Annotated in this window: 13 protein-coding genes; 5 read left to right on the top strand and 8 right to left on the bottom strand. The window is 73.7% G+C overall.

The genetic code is table 11. The features are described 5' to 3' along the window. Positions 1 to 68 precede the first annotated feature (68 nt). The 6 genes from P2424_RS27650 to P2424_RS27625 all read right to left on the bottom strand — a co-directional run bounded on the left by P2424_RS27650 (position 69) and on the right by P2424_RS27625 (position 6,224). On the bottom strand, positions 69 to 1,031 hold the full coding sequence (locus tag P2424_RS27650; RefSeq protein ID WP_276478394.1) for a TauD/TfdA family dioxygenase: 963 nt from the start codon (positions 1,029 to 1,031) through the stop codon (positions 69 to 71). A gap of 242 nt (positions 1,032 to 1,273) precedes the next feature. Further along, positions 1,274 to 1,726 carry a thioesterase family protein gene (locus tag P2424_RS27645; RefSeq protein WP_276478393.1) on the bottom strand — a complete coding sequence of 151 codons (453 nt, stop codon included), beginning with the start codon at positions 1,724 to 1,726 and terminating at the stop codon, positions 1,274 to 1,276. Continuing rightward, the gene (locus P2424_RS27640) at positions 1,723 to 2,679 is read right to left on the bottom strand and encodes a 3-hydroxyacyl-CoA dehydrogenase NAD-binding domain-containing protein (RefSeq protein WP_276478392.1); all 957 of its coding nucleotides are present in this window, start codon (positions 2,677 to 2,679) and stop codon (positions 1,723 to 1,725) included. Before P2424_RS27640 ends, P2424_RS27645 begins: the two co-directional genes overlap by 4 nt. 126 nt (positions 2,680 to 2,805) lie before the next feature. Next, positions 2,806 to 3,702 carry a 3-keto-5-aminohexanoate cleavage protein gene (locus P2424_RS27635; protein ID WP_276478391.1) on the bottom strand — a complete coding sequence of 299 codons (897 nt, stop codon included), beginning with the start codon at positions 3,700 to 3,702 and terminating at the stop codon, positions 2,806 to 2,808. Positions 3,703 to 3,801: 99 nt separating this feature from the next. After that, entirely contained in the window at positions 3,802 to 4,731 is a 930-nt protein-coding gene (locus P2424_RS27630) for a TetR/AcrR family transcriptional regulator (protein WP_276478390.1), read from the bottom strand. A gap of 380 nt (positions 4,732 to 5,111) precedes the next feature. Further along, complete coding sequence (locus P2424_RS27625) at positions 5,112 to 6,224, bottom strand: WYL domain-containing protein (RefSeq protein ID WP_276478389.1); 1,113 nt, start codon at positions 6,222 to 6,224, stop codon at positions 5,112 to 5,114. 103 nt (positions 6,225 to 6,327) lie between these two features. On the opposite strand from P2424_RS27625, the gene P2424_RS27620 reads away from it, so the two are divergent. Continuing rightward, positions 6,328 to 6,744 carry a DUF3224 domain-containing protein gene (locus P2424_RS27620; RefSeq protein WP_276478388.1) on the top strand — a complete coding sequence of 139 codons (417 nt, stop codon included), beginning with the start codon at positions 6,328 to 6,330 and terminating at the stop codon, positions 6,742 to 6,744. Between the two features lie 94 nt (positions 6,745 to 6,838). Here P2424_RS27620 and P2424_RS27615 read toward each other — a convergent pair whose 3' ends face one another. Then, the gene (locus P2424_RS27615) at positions 6,839 to 8,161 is read right to left on the bottom strand and encodes an MFS transporter (protein ID WP_276478387.1); all 1,323 of its coding nucleotides are present in this window, start codon (positions 8,159 to 8,161) and stop codon (positions 6,839 to 6,841) included. Positions 8,162 to 8,350: 189 nt separating this feature from the next. Continuing rightward, entirely contained in the window at positions 8,351 to 9,136 is a 786-nt protein-coding gene (locus P2424_RS27610; RefSeq protein WP_276478386.1) for a DeoR/GlpR family DNA-binding transcription regulator, read from the bottom strand. Positions 9,137 to 9,284: 148 nt separating this feature from the next. On the opposite strand from P2424_RS27610, the gene P2424_RS27605 reads away from it, so the two are divergent. The 4 genes from P2424_RS27605 to P2424_RS27590 all read left to right on the top strand — a co-directional run bounded on the left by P2424_RS27605 (position 9,285) and on the right by P2424_RS27590 (position 14,378). After that, positions 9,285 to 9,974, top strand: coding sequence for an HAD family phosphatase (locus tag P2424_RS27605; protein ID WP_276478385.1), 690 nt, complete (start codon positions 9,285 to 9,287; stop codon positions 9,972 to 9,974). Continuing rightward, positions 9,971 to 11,074, top strand: coding sequence for a 2-hydroxyacid dehydrogenase (locus P2424_RS27600; protein ID WP_276478384.1), 1,104 nt, complete (start codon positions 9,971 to 9,973; stop codon positions 11,072 to 11,074). Before P2424_RS27605 ends, P2424_RS27600 begins: the two co-directional genes overlap by 4 nt. Next, entirely contained in the window at positions 11,071 to 12,519 is a 1,449-nt protein-coding gene (locus P2424_RS27595) for an FGGY-family carbohydrate kinase (protein WP_276478383.1), read from the top strand. The genes P2424_RS27600 and P2424_RS27595 overlap by 4 nt, the downstream gene beginning before the upstream one ends. A gap of 92 nt (positions 12,520 to 12,611) precedes the next feature. Then, on the top strand, positions 12,612 to 14,378 hold the full coding sequence (locus P2424_RS27590; protein ID WP_276478382.1) for a dihydroxyacetone kinase family protein: 1,767 nt from the start codon (positions 12,612 to 12,614) through the stop codon (positions 14,376 to 14,378). Positions 14,379 to 14,391 lie beyond the last annotated feature (13 nt).

The following is a 14,391-nucleotide window of genomic DNA, read 5'->3' as shown; positions in this document are numbered from 1 at the left end:
CGCCCGGAGAGGGCTTCGCCCGCCTCTCCGGGGGAAGAGAGGCGGGCGAAGCGGCTGTGGGGGGTGGCTCAGAACGGCCGGTCGCCGACGATCGCCACCCGCTCGGCGACCCGGCGGTGCGGCGCGTAGTCGAACAGGGCGTAGTGCTGGGTCGCCCGGTTGTCCCAGAACGCGATGTCACCGGGCTGCCAGGCGAAGCGCACCTGGTACTCCGGAACGTGCGCCTGCCGGACCAGTTCGGCCAGCAGCCGGTCGCTCTCCTCGCGCTCCATCCCCACGATGTGGGTGGTGAACGAGGTGTTCACGAACAGCATCCGGCGGCCGGTCTCCGGGTGGGTGCGCACCACCGGGTGCTCGACCGGCGGGAACTCCTCCTGGAGCTCGGCCAGCCGCTCCGCCGAGGTGAACCGCGCGAACCCGGGGATGAAGTCGTGCACCGCGGTGGCCCCGTCGATCCGCTCCCGGATCCGGGTGGGCAGGTTGTCGTAGGCCGCGGCCATGTCCGCCCACATGGTGTGCCCGCCCAGCGGCGGCACCTCGCGCAGCTGGAGCACCGCGCCCAGGGCCGGGCGCTCCCGGAAGGTGACGTCGGTGTGCCACACGTTCTCGTACGTGGGCCGCGCCGCCGCCCCCTTGTCGAACCGGACGATCTCGTCGCTGGACCCGCGGGCCAGCAGCGGATTGGTCTCCAGGTCGCCCCAGTTCCGGGCGAAGTCGGCCTGCTGCTCGGGGGTGAGGCCCGCGCCGCGGAAGAAGAGGACCTTCCACTCCAGCAGCGCCCGGTTCAGCTCCGCGCGCAGCGCGGGGCTCAGCGGACGGGACAGGTCGGCACCGCGGATCTCCGCGCCGATGACGCGGGTCTGCGGCACGACCTCGATCAGCTCGTAGGGCCGCTCCTCCCAGTCCTCGGCGAAGGGCCGCAGAATGCGCACACCTTCGTAGAGGCCCCCTTCGGGGACGCGGGCGTCACGCAGGGGTGCGGTCTGCTCCGGAGCCTGCTCGGGAGTCTGGTCGGGGGTGGTGATACTCATGATCGATCCTCCAGCGGATCCGGTCGAACGCGTGGTGGACGTACCGGCCGCGTCCGCACGCGGCCGTCGTACCCGGCCGCGCGGGCGCGCGGCCGCCGTCGCTCCCTCCGGGAGCCGGGATCACACCTAGAGACCGGATCGCTCGCACCCGCGCCGCCACGGGACGCCGTGGCGTCCGAGCGGGGAGGTGGAGTGCGCGACCATGCCGCTCATTGTGGGATTCGCGCCGTGGATCGTCAACATCACCCGGAGTGGCCGACCGGGGCGACGGCCCGCCCCGCCCACTCCGGGGGCTCCTCGAGGAGCGCCTCCAGCCGCGCGCGGACCGCTTCGGGGAAGGGCGTGCTGCCCTCGGCGCCGACATGCAGCGCGAACAGCTCGGTCGTGGCGACCGGGCGTTGTCCGACGAACATCTCGTGCGCGAAGCGCAGCTTCTTCCCGGCGGCACCGAGGACGCGGGTACGCACCGTCAGCGGGGCCCCTTCCGCGACCTCGTCCAGGTACCGGACATGCGCCTCGACGGTGTAGAGGGAGCAGCCGGTGTCCTCGCGATAGGCCGGCCCCAGACCGACCTCGTCCATCATCGCGTCGGTGGCGTGGCCGAAGACCAGGACGTAGAACGCCTCGCTCAGATGGCCGTTGTAGTCGATCCACTCGGGACGCACGGTCTGCTCGAAGAGCGGGAGCCGGGTCATGCGGACGCCTCGCCGGGGAGCCGGCCGGTGGCCCGCAGTACGTCGATGACGCCTCGGTCCCGCTCGGCGACCAGGTCGGCGATGCTCCGCCCGGCGGCGGCCTCCTCGCATCCCGCCACCATCGCGTCCCGCAGCGCCGCATCCAGCTCGGGCGCCTCCAGCCGGGTCCACGGCGACTTCAGGGACGGCCCGAAGTGGTCGAGCATATGGCCCATGCCCCCTTCGCCGCCCGCCAGCGCGAACGTCAGGCAGGGCCCCATGAACGCCCAGCGCAGTCCGGGGCCCTCGGTGATCGAGTCGTCGATCTCCTGCACCGTCGCCTCGCCGTTGGCGACCATGTGCAGCGCCTCCCGCCACAGCGCCTCCTGCAGCCGGTTGGCGATGAAGCCGGGCAGTTCCCGCTCCATCGTGATCACCGACTTGCCGGCCGCCTCGTAGAACCGCGACGCCCATTCGACGGCCGACCGGTCGGTGCGCTCGCCGCCGACCACCTCGACCAGCGGGATCAGATACGGCGGGTTGAACGGGTGGCCCACCAGCAGCCGCTCCGGGTGTGCCGCCTCGGTCTGCATGTCGGTCATCGGGTAGCCGGAGGTGGAGGAGGCGATGATGACGCCCTCGGGCGTCGCCGCGTCCAGCTCGGCCAGCAGCCCGCGCTTGAGCTCCAGCTTCTCCGGCGCGCTCTCCTGCACGAACTGTGCCTCGGCGCAGGCTTCCTCGAGGGTTGCGGCGAACCGGAGCCGCTCCGGGGAGGCGCCCTCGGCGAGCCCCATCCGGGTGAGCGCGGGCCAGGCGGCGTCCACCAGGCGGCGCAGCTTCTCGGGCGCGTCGGGCGCCGGGTCCCAGGCGGTCACGTCATAGCCGCGCGCGAGGAAGTGCGCGACCCAGCCGCCGCCTATGACGCCGGCGCCGACGCACGTCACTCGGGACACGTCGGTCGGAGGGGTGTTCATCAGGGTGCTCCTTGGTGTGGGGAGACGGTGTGGCTGCGGGGCCGGCGGGGCTCGCCGCCGGGGAGGGCCCGCCGGTGCGGGAGGGGCGGGCGGCGCCTGCGGATGCCGGAGGGGCGGGGCGACCGCTCAGGCGGTGCGGGGCTTGAGGCCCAGCCGGGCCCGGGCCTCGTCGGGGGAGGCGACCGTGGCGCCGAGCGACTCGGTGATCTGCACGGCACGCTCCACGAGCTGCCCGTTGGTGGCCTTGACCCCGCGGCTGAGGTAGAGGTTGTCCTCCAGACCGACCCGCACGTTCCCGCCGAGCAGGATCGACTGCGCGACCCACGGCATCTGCATCCGGCCGAGCGCGAACGAGGCCCACTGCGCGTTCGGTGGCAGGAAGTTGACCATCGACTGCAGCACGCCCGGGTCGGCCGGTGCGCCCCACGGGATGCCCATGCACAGCTGGAAGAGGGTCGGCTGGTCCAGCAGCCCCTCCTCCAGCAGCTGCTTGGCGAACCAGAGCTGCCCGGTGTCGAAGATCTCCAGCTCCGGCTTGACCCCCAGCTCCTGGATCCGGCGCGCGCCCTTGCGCAGCATCTCCGTGGTGGAGATGTAGAGCTGGTCGCCGAAGTTGAGCGACCCGCAGTCCAGGGTGCAGATGTCCGGCAGCAGGTCCTCCACGTGCGGCAGCCGGTCCAGGCCGCCCACCAGGTCCGTACCGTCCAGCGCGCCCTTCTCCAGCGGCTGGTCGGCGTCGAGCACCAGGTCGCCGCCCATCCCGGCGGTCAGGTTGATGACGACGTCGGTACCGGTCTCCTTGATCCGCTCCAGGACCTCGCGGTACAGCTTCCGGTCCCGCGAGGGTGCACCGGTCTCCGGGTCGCGGACGTGGATGTGCACGACGGCGGCGCCCGCCTCGGCGGCCTCGACCGCCGAGGCGGCTATCTGCTCGGGGGTGACGGGCACGTGCGGGCTGCGCCCGACGGTGTCACCGGCGCCGGTGAGGGCGGCGGTGATGATGACGTTCTCGGTGATGGACATGGTGATACCTCCGGGTGGGAAGGGCGGAGTGGTCGGTCGTCGGTGGGCGGTCGGCGGTGGGCGGTCGGTGGGCGGTGGGCAGCCGGGCGCCGGGCGTCGTCAGTCGGCGGCCTGGGCGAGCAGTTCCGTGCGCACGTGCGCGAGCAGCGCCGCGTGCATGTCGTCGGGGCCGGTCCCGTCCTCGGTGCCGGCGGCGCCGGCCAGCACCTGCGAGGCCAGTCCGTCGACGAGGGCGGTGAGCCGCAGCGCGCTGAACTCGGGGTCGACGGGACGGAAGACGCCCTGGGCGATGCCGCGCCGTACGACGTCGGCGACGGTGGTGCGCCACTGCCGGTAGTACTCGACGTGCAGCCGTCCGATCGCGGTCGAGCGCGCCGCCTCGGCCCACAGGTCGAGCCACACCAGCCACTGCCGCCGCTGCTGTTCGGTCCGCGGGGTCTGTAGGGCGAGGAGTTCGGCCAGTTCGGCAGCGGCGTCCTCGGTGGCCCCGGTCTCGGAGATCCGGGCCGCGCGGCTGGCGGTGTCCTCGTCCATGCACCAGCGCACGGCCGCCTCCAGCAGTTCGGCGCGGCCGGGGAAGTGGTAGTGGATCGCGGCGGTGCTGGTGTCACAGGCGGCGGCGATGTCGGCCACGCGTACGGCGTGGAAGCCGTGTTCGGCGATCAGCCGCACCGTCTCGCGCACGATCTGCAGCGGACGTCCGGCGGCGGGTGGCGCGACGGTCCGGGTCCCGCCACCCGCCGCCGGTGCGGCGCTCGGGGTCTGTGGCGCGTCGGCCGCGCCGGGCGCGGTGCTGCCGGAGCCCAGCAGCCACCCGGCGTCGACCCGGCCGGCGTCGGCGATCCGGGCCAGTTCGGCCACGGTGAAGCGACGCGAGCCGCCGAGCGAGCGGGAGAGTTTCGAGGGGTCCATCACGATGCGCCGGGCGAACTCCCGCTGGCTGCATCCGGTGGCTTCGACGACCTCGCGGACGCGCTCGGCGATCTCGCCCGCGCCGTCCTGGATCCGGTCGCCCGCTGTGTTCGGCATGCGGGCCACCGTACGAGAGTGTTGAGATAACCGCAATGAGCGGTGTGCTTTTTATCCAATGTCGTCCAGATAAACGCAGGTGTTGCGCCTACTGACTGGTGCCTCAGTCAGTAGGCGCAACAGTCATCGCCGCGATGCGGTCGAGGGGGTCGCGGCGCCGCCCAGCCGCGCGTTCACCCTGAGCAGTGCCGGTATCAGTGCGTAGGCGGCCTACCGGTACGACGATCAGCGTGAGGACCAGCGTCCGTACCGGGAGCGGCAGCGTCGCGGTGGGCGGTCCGAGACACCGGCCCCGGCGCCGCGCACCGCGCCGCGCTGATCGCGCTGGTGCGGTTGATGGCCGGGCAGGGCTGAGCGGCTCGGCGGAGCCCGACCGGCCGTCAGGCCCCGGACGGGTAGCGGGCCGAGAGCGCCCGGACAGCCTCGACCATGGCGGCGCGCAGCGCGGGCGGCCCCACCACCTCCGCCTCGGCACCCAGGCCGAGCAGATCGGAGACGGCGACCGGCTGCGACTCCACGGCCAGCTCGACCTCGGTCCACCCCTCCGCGTCGGGCGGTCCCGCCTGCTCCAGTGCACGCTCACCGGGTGCGCCGAACTTCGCGGGGAGCAGCCGCAGACCGGCGGGGGAGAGCCGGACCCGGACGGTTTCGCTGCGGAGCAGCGCCTCGAGCCGCCGCGTCGACGCCTCCCAGGAGGCGGCCAGGTCGAAGCCGGCGGGCCGCTCGAAGACCTCGTCGTCCAGGGCGGCCTCCACCAGTCGGGAGATCCGGTAGGTGCGTACGCCCCCCGCGCCGGGGTCGCCGCCCTCCCCGTCCGCGGTGCCGCCGTCCGCGGTCCCCGGGGCCGGGCTTCCGTTGCCCGCGGGGTGCGCCCCCGTGGTCGACTCCCTGGCCGCGGTCGCCTCTTCCCCGTGCTCCTGGTCCGGTTCAGCGGTCACCGCCACCGCGTACCAGATGCCGCCCTTGAGGACGATGCCCAGCGGGCGCAGCGCTCGCCGTGCCTCGCCGCGCCAGCGCCGGTAGCGCACCCGCAGCACCCGCTGCTCCCACACCGCGCGGGCGACGGTCGGCAGGAGCGGCACCGGGTCCGGGTCCCGGAACCAGGCCGGGGCGTCCAGGTGGAACCGGTCCTGGACCAGCCGGCTGTGCTCGGCGAGCGGTGCGGGGAGCGCGGCGCGCACTTTGAGCTGCGCGGTCGCCAGCACGGCGCCGAGTCCCAGTTCCCTCACCGGGCCCGGCAGTCCGGACAGGAAGAGGGACCCCGCCTCGGAGCCGGTCAGTCCGGTGAGCCGGGTGCGGTACCCGGCCATGAGGCGGAAGCCGCCCGCCGGGCCGCGGTCGGCGTGCACGGGTACGCCCGCGCCGCTGAGTGCCTCGATGTCCCGGTAGACGGTGCGGACGGAGACGTCCAGCTCGGTGGCGAGTTCGGGTGCCGTCATCCGGCCGCGGTTCTGCAGCAGGAGGAGCAGCGAGAGGAGCCGGTCGGCGCGCATGCGGCATATTCTCCCGCCGCCGATTCCCGTACCTGACACGAGGTGTCAGGTACGGCCGCCAGGATGGCCGGACACCGAGCACCGTCTACCGAAAGGCCCTCTCATGGCCGAGCGCACCACCACCGCCGTCTTCACCGGTTCCTCCTGGGACGAGAAGGACGTCACCGACGCCGACCGCAGCCCCCGGCTCGCGCACGCCGCCGTCGTCAACGACTGGAGCGGGGGCATCGAGGCGGTGGGCACCACGTGCCAGTACGTGCTCACCTACACCGCCGGGGGCGGCGGCTCCTTCTGCGGTACGGAGTTGCTGACCGGCTCGCTCGACGGGCGGGAGGGTGCCTTCGCGATCCAGCAGCGCGGCACCTTCGACTCGGAGGGTGTCATCCGCTGCACCTTCGAGGTGGTTCCGGGCTCGGGCACCGAGGCGCTGACCGGGCTGGCCGGCACCGGCGACTACGAGGTCCGCGAGGGTGAGCAGGCGGTGGAGGTGGCTTTCCGGTACCGGCTCGCCGGGGACTGAACGCGGCCGGCCGCCGCCGCTGGCCCTCGTCGGGGAGGGGCAGCGGCGGCGGCCGCAGCGGAGGATCCGGGGTCTGCCGTCCGGGCGGCGGACCCTAGGCGGGGGTGGGGGCCGAGCTCTTGTCCGGAGCCGCGGCGGGGGCCGGGGTGCCGGGACCGCTCTGCTCCTCCGGCATCTTCAGGAAGAAGGTCAGCACCATGGCGACCAGGTAGAGGACGAGGAAGACGATCGTCACGCCCCCGGCGCCGACGAGCGGCAGGAACAGCGAGGCGACGGCCGGGCCCACGAAGGCGGCGCCGCCCGCGCCGAGGTTGAGGAGCGCCATGGCCCCGCCCTTGTTGTCGGGGGCCATGTTGGGGATCAGCGCCGAGATGGGGACGAAGCCCGCCAGTGTGGCGCCGTAGAGCATCCCGGCGAGCACGGCGACCCAGTAGTAGTCGGGGCCGAGCCAGGTCGGCACGAAGTACAGCACCGTCACGCTGATCGCGCAGCCCAGGGCGCCGAAGGTGGCGATGGTGGTGCGCCAGCCGATCCTGTCCGAGACGGCCCCGAAGATCAGGTTGAAGAAGATGTTGGTGCCGTAGATGATCGCCAGCAGTTGGAGCCACTTGTCGGTGCCGAAGCCGACGTCGTCGGAGAAGATCCGCGGCAGGTAGACGAGCATGCCGAACTCGGGTGCGGTGTTGATGATCCGCACCAGGCAGCCGACCAGCACGCGCGGGTGGGTCCAGATGATCGAGACGCTGTTGAACAGGGACTCGCCCGTGGTGACGCCGGGTTCGGCCAGCCGGTCGCCGCCCTCCCGCCGCTTGGCGCCGACCAGTGCGATCGCGCCGCCGACCAGGATGAGGCCGAGCGCGGTCCACAGGGTGCCCAGCTCGCCGATGGCGGGGATGGTGAAGCTGGACCAGAGGGAGCCGAGGGTGGGCAGGCCGCCGGTGAAGGCGAAGTAGAACCAGCCAACGGCGGTGCCCAGCCGGGCCTTGGGGGCGCTGCCGGTGATCCAGACCAGGAACCCGAAGGCGAAGAGCGGATAGCCGAAGCCGCGGATGCCGTAGAGGATCAGCATCATCGGGTAGTTCTCGGTGCCGAGCGCGAAGAGCAGGTAGAGCGCGTCGAAGACGGCCCAGATGGCCAGGCCCACCCACATCACCTTGCGCGGGCCCCACACCTGGGAGAGCGCGCCGGAGAACCAGGAGGCCAGCATCACGGCGACGCCGTAGGCGGTGATGACGTAGCCCGCCTTCACGTCGGTGCCCGCGCCGTGGTCGGCCATGTAGGGCGCGATGAAGCCGCTCTCGACACCGTCGCCGATCATGAACAGCAGTACGCCGACATAGCCGAGGACCAGGGGTTTCGGCAGCCCTATGCGATCGAGTAGCCCTCTCTCGGCAGCTCGCGTCGCTGGATCCGTCATCGGGGGCCTCCGCTCTGAGGTATCCGGTTGGTGCACCGCAGATCCTCAGCCCGGCTCCGAGAAATATCAAGAGCTATGTTAAAAGTAACGGTCAAGTTCGTTACTGCGTAACAGTACGGTGCGGCTCGGTAGCCGTGCCGCCCCGGGGCCTGGGTGCACCGCCCGTCCGTCGGCCGGCCGCCGCGCCCGTCAGGCCGGCACCACCCGCACGTCCGTCAGCTTGCGCAGCTCCGCCACCAGGTCGTCCTCCACCGGCCGGGACAGCACCACGTGGTCGAACGCCTGCACGGGGTCCAGTCGGTGCAGGGCGCTGCGGCCGACCTTGCTGTGGTCCATCAGCAGCATGCTCACCGAGCCGGACTCCCGCATCGCGCGCTTGAGCGCGACGATCTCCTGTTCCTGGTGATAGGTCATGGTGCCGGTGATCGCCGAGGTGGAGACGACGGTCAGGTCCACCGAGAAGCTCTTGATCATCTCCAGCGCGGAGAGCCCGATCCAGGAGTCGTGGGTGCGCGAGTACTCGCCGCCGATCGCGATCAGCCGCACGTCCTCCACGTGCCGCAGCTCCTCGGTGATCAGCCGGTAGTTCGTCACCACGGTCAGCGGCCCCACCTGCGGCAGCAGCTTCGCGAAGGCGAGCGCGGTGGTCGAGTCGTCCAGCATCAGCGACATCCCCGGTGCCACGAACTCCAGTGCGGTCCTGGCCAGCGCCTCCTTCTCGCCCGTGTGCGCGTGCAGCCGGAAGTCCGAGCTGGACTCGAAGACGGTGGAGGGCTGCGCGGAGACCCCGCCGTGGTACTTGCGCAGGATGCCGCGGTCGGCCAGTTCGGCGATGTCCCGGTGCACGGTCATCACGCTGACGCCGGTCAGTTCCGTCAGCTCCGCCACCGAGGCGTCGCCCTCGGCCAGCACGTGGTCGACGATCTGCTGCTGACGCTTCTGGCGCGCCGCGCGCGCCGCTGAGTGGGCGGTCATGGGGACCATCCTGCACCCCGTGCGGTGCGTTCCGGTCCGCTGTCCGTCGGCAGCCTCACATTGCCCCCGATGCCCGTATCAATGTACGAGTGACAGATAACAGAAGCAGTGTTAATTTTCAGGGAGCCGAAGGTGAGGAGTTCCGGCCGTGGCCGATGCAGTGGTGTTTGACATGGACGGAGTGCTCGTCGAGAGCGAGCATCTCTGGGAGCGGCTGTGGACCGCGTTCGCCGCCGAGCGCGGCAAGCAGTGGGGCCCCGAGCAGACCAAGAGCTGCCAGGGGATGAGCGCCCCGGAGTGGGCCGCCTTCCTCACCGAGTTCGCCGGTGCGGGCGACAGCGTCCCCGACACCGAGCGCACCGTCGTGGACGGCATGATCAAGGCGCTCGAGGACGGCGAGATCGAGCTGCTGACCGGCGCCCGCGCGATGATCGCCGACACCGCGGCGCGCGGCCCGATCGCACTCGCCTCGTCCGCGCCGCGCCGCGTGATCGACGCCGTCCTCGCGCACCATGGAGTCGACCACCACTTCAAGGCCACCGTCTCCAGCGCCGAGGTCCCGCGCGGCAAGCCCAGCCCGGACGTCTACCTCGCGGCCGCCGACAAGCTCGGCGTCCCCGCGGCGGACTGCCTGGCGGTCGAGGACTCCAGCAACGGACTGCGGGCCGCCGCCGCGGCCGGCATGACGGTCGTCGCCATCCCCAACCCCGGCTATCCGCCGGCCGAGGACGCCCTGGCCGGGGCCGCCCACGCCGCGGCCGACCACGACGACGTACGCCGCTACCTGCTCTCCCGGCTCCCGGAGGGCTCCCCGCTCCAGGAAGGAGACCCGGCATGACGGACCCGACAGCCGAGCCGACCCGCGTGCTGGCCTCCGGCGACCACTTCATCGCCCCCGGGCTCTTCGTCGACGCGCTGGAGACAGCCCTGCGGGAGACGGCCCCCGGCGTCCGGCTGGAGTTCCGCACCCAGACCACCCCGTGGCCGCACACCCCCTTCGGCCCGGTCGGCAACGTCAAGGAGGCCAGCGGCACCGAGGACGAGCTGCTCGAAGCGCTCGGCGACGCACAGGTCGCACTCGTCCAGATGGCGCCCTTCACCGACCGGGTGATCCGCGAGGCGCCGAACCTGGAGCTGATCTCGGTGGCCCGCGGCGGCCCGGTCAACGTCGACGTGCCGGCGGCCACCCGGGCGGGCATCCCGGTCACCTTCGCGCCCGGCCGCAACGCCGCGGCCGCCGCCGAGTTCGCGCTCGGGCTGATGCTCGCCGCGCTGCGCCGCATCCCCGCCTCCGACGCGGAGCTGAAGAAGGGCACCTGGCGCGGCGACTACTACGCCGTCGAGAACGCGGGCCTCGAGCTGGACGGCACCACCGTCGGACTCGTCGGCTACGGCGCCATCGGCGCGATCGTCGCCCGCGTGCTGCGCGCCTTCGGCTCCACGGTGCTGGTCGCCGACCCCTACGCCGATCCGACCAAGGCGCAGGCGGACGGCGTCGAACTGGTGGCGCTGGAGGAGCTGCTGCGCCGCAGCTCCGTGGTCAGCCTGCACGCCCGGGTCACCCCCGAGACCCGGCACCTGCTCAACGCCGACAACCTCAAGCTGCTGCCCGAGGGCGCCGTCCTGGTCAACTCGGCGCGCGGCGAACTCATGGACTACGCGCCGCTGCCCGCGCTGCTGGAGTCCGGCCGGCTGGGCGCGCTGGCGCTGGACGTGTACGACGTCGAGCCGCCGCCCGCCGACTGGCCGCTGCACCGCGCGCCGAACGTCATCACCACCCCGCACCTGGCGGGCGCCACCCGGCAGACCGCCGACCGCGCCGCAGCCGTCACCGCGGCCCAGGCGGCGGCGTACCTGCGCGGGGAGCGCCCCGAGTTCGTCGTGAACCCGGAGGTGTTCGAGACCACCGGGGCCGCAGGGCGAGGACCGCGGTCATGATCGTCGGGGTCGACGTCGGGACCTCGGTCACCAAGGCGCAGCTGATCGCCCGCGACGGGCGCACCGGGCCGGCGCACGAGGCCCGCAGCACGCTGTACACGCTGCCGGGCAACCGCGTCGAGCAGGACATGGACGAGGTCATCGGCACGGTTGTCACCGTCGTACGGGAGGCCGTGGCCGACGCCGCACAGTTCTCCCCCGAGCCCGTCGAAGCCCTCGCGCTGACCGGCCAGGGGGACGGGCTGTGGCTGCGGGACGCCGACGGCCGCCCCGTGGGCCGCGCGCTGTCCTGGATGGACGGCCGCGCCGCCCCCGTGCTGGACGCCTGGGCGGCCGACGGCACGGCGCGCGCGGTCCACCGGCGCACCGGGGCCGGGATGTTCCCCGGCGCCGCCGGCCCGCTCCTCGCGCATCTGGCCGAGCACGAGCCCGAACGGCTGGCCGCGGCCGACGTGGCCGGGTACTGCGTCGACGCCATCGCGCAGCGCTTCACCGGCGCCCGCACCGTCGACGCGTCCGACGCCTCGGTCCCGTTCCTGGACGCGGCCCGCCGCACCTACGACGACGAGGCACTGGAACTGTGCGGGCTGAGCCGCTGGCGTGGGCTGCTCGCCGAACCGGCACCGCCCGGTGCGCTGTTCGGGCTGCTGCCCAAGGTCGCCGCGGAACTCGGACTGCCCTCCGGACTCCCCGTCAGCGCCGGTCCCTTCGACATCCCCGCCTGTGGATTCGGCTCCGGCCTGGAACAGGTCGGCGAGGGCAACCTCATCGTCGGGACCACCCTCGCCTGCCAGGTCCTCAGCTCCGACCCGGCGCCCGGCGCGGCGGACGAGGCCGCGGGCATGGTGCTGGCCACCCCGTACGAGGACCGCTATCTGCGGGTCATGCCCGCCATGATCGGCACTGCCGGGCTGGACTGGCTGCTGGGCATGCTCGGGGTGCGGATCGAGGAACTCGACGCGCTGCTCGCCCGGTCCCCCTACGGCGCGGCCGGAGTCACGGCGCTGCCGTTCCTGTCCACCAGCGGCGAGCGGGCCCCCTTCGTGGACGCCCGCGCCCGCGGCCGGCTCGACGGGCTCTCCCCGCTGACCAGCCGCGCCGACCTGGTGCGGGCGCTGTGCGAGGCCGTGGCCTACTCGGCCCGGCACTGCCTGGAGACCCTCGGTGTGGACGGCGCGATCACCGCCTGCGGCGGCGGCGCCCGCTCCGGCGAATGGGGACGCATCTTCGCCGGCGTCCTCGGCCGGGACGTGCACGTACGCGAGGACGCCGTGGGCATCCGCGGCACCGCGCGGGTGGCCTGGCGCGCCCTCGGCGCGGACGCCCCGGGGCCGGGCGGGGACGGTGCCCGGGTCGCCCGGGCCGACGCGGAGGCCGTCGCCTTCTACGAGGACGGCTACCGCCGCTACCTCGACACCCTGGAAACCGCCCGCCGGTCCTGGTGAGCCCGGCCCCGTCGGCCCGGCCCGCGGCCCGCGCCCCACGGCGCCCCGCCGCCCGAGCCGCCGCGGGGCCACCCCAACCCGCTGGAGTCCCCATGACACGCGTATTCAACGACCCGGCCCGCTTCGCCGAGGACATGGTCCACGGCTTCACCGCGGCCCACCCCGACCACGTCCGCGCGGTGCCCGGCGGCGTGGTGCGGGCGCACCGCCCCGGCACCGCCAAGGTCGCGGTGCTGACCGGCGGCGGCTCCGGCCACTACCCGGCCTTCTGCGGCGTGGTCGGCCCGGGGTTCGCCGACGGATCGGTGATCGGCAACGTCTTCACCTCGCCGTCCGCCGCGCAGGCGTACTCCGTCGCGGCGGAGGCCGAGACCGGCGCGGGCGTGCTGTTCATGTTCGGCAACTACGCGGGCGACGTCATGAACTTCGGCCAGGCGGCCGAGCGGCTGACCGGCGAGGGCATACCGGCCCGCTGCTTCGCCGTCACCGACGACGTCGCCAGCGCCCCCGCCGCCGAGCCGGAGCGACGCCGCGGCATCGCCGGCGGGTTCACCGTCTACAAGACGGCCTCGGCGGCGGCCGAGGAGGGCGCGAGTCTGGAGGAGGTGGTGCGGGTCGCGGAGCGCACCAACGACCGCACCCGCTCGCTCGGCGTCGCCTTCGCCGGCTGCACGCTGCCGGGGCAGCGCGAGCCGCTGTTCACCGTCCCCGACGGCCGGCTGGGCCTCGGCCTGGGCATCCACGGCGAGCCCGGAGTGCGCGAGAGCGAACTGACGACCGCCGCCGACCTGGCCCGCACCCTGGTGGAGGGGCTGCTGGCCGAGCGGCCCGCCGCCGCGGCCGGCAGCAACCGGGTGGCGGTCCTGCTCAACGGCCTGGGCGCCACCAAGTACGAGGAGCTGTACGTCCTGTGGGCGTCGGTGGCCGGACTGCTGGCCGAGGCGGGACTGGAGCCGGTGCGCGCCGAAGTGGGCGAGCTGGTCACCTCGCTGGACATGGCGGGCTGCTCACTGACCCTCACCTGGCTGGACGACGAGCTGGAGCGGCTGTGGCTCGCCCCCGCCGACACCCCCGCCTACCGCCGTGGCCGGCTCGACGCGGCGGTCCCGTCCCGGGCCGGCGAGGCGGCGGCCCCGCGCCGGGCCCCGGCCGCCCGCGCGCACCACGAGCCCGCCACCGCGACCGGGGAGGCGGCCGCCGCGGCGGAGGCCGCGGTGCGGGCCCTCCGGGTGGCCCGCACCCTGCTGCACGACGAGGAGGAGACCCTCGGCCGGCTCGACGCCGTCGCCGGGGACGGCGACCACGGGCGCGGCATGTGCAAGGGCGTGGACGCCGCGCTCGCCGCCGCCGAGCAGGCGCGGGAAGCGAACGCGGCACCGGCCGCGCTGCTCGGCGCCGCCGGGGACGCCTGGGCCGCGGACGCGGGCGGCACCTCCGGCGCGCTGTGGGGCGCGGGCCTGCGCGCGTTCGGCTCCGTGCTGCCCGCCGACCGCGCCCCCGAGGCCGCGGAGCTGGCGGCGGGCGCGCGCGCCGCGCTGTCGGCCGTCACCTCGCTCGGCAAGGCCGAACTCGGCGACAAGACACTGGTCGACGCGCTCGACCCGTTCGTGACGGCCTTCGAGAAGCGGCTGACGAGGGGCGGCTCCCCCGCCGAGGCCCTCACCGCCGCCGCGGAGAGCGCCCGCACCGCCGCCGAGGCCACCGCCGAGCTGCGCCCGAAGCTGGGCCGGGCCCGGCCGCTGGCCGAGCGCAGCATCGGCACCCCGGACCCCGGCGCCACCTCGCTGGCGCTGGTCCTGGGCGCGGTCGCCGCCACCGCCGGACCCGCCGCGGAACCCGACGCGGAGTCCGCCCGCTGAGGGCCACCGCACC

Origin of the sequence: Streptomyces sp. WMMB303, from assembly GCF_029351045.1 — a bacterium.
Classification (GTDB): domain Bacteria; phylum Actinomycetota; class Actinomycetes; order Streptomycetales; family Streptomycetaceae; genus Streptomyces.
The sequence above is the reverse complement of the archived record's forward strand: the minus strand, read 5'-3'. Positions and strand labels throughout refer to the sequence as shown.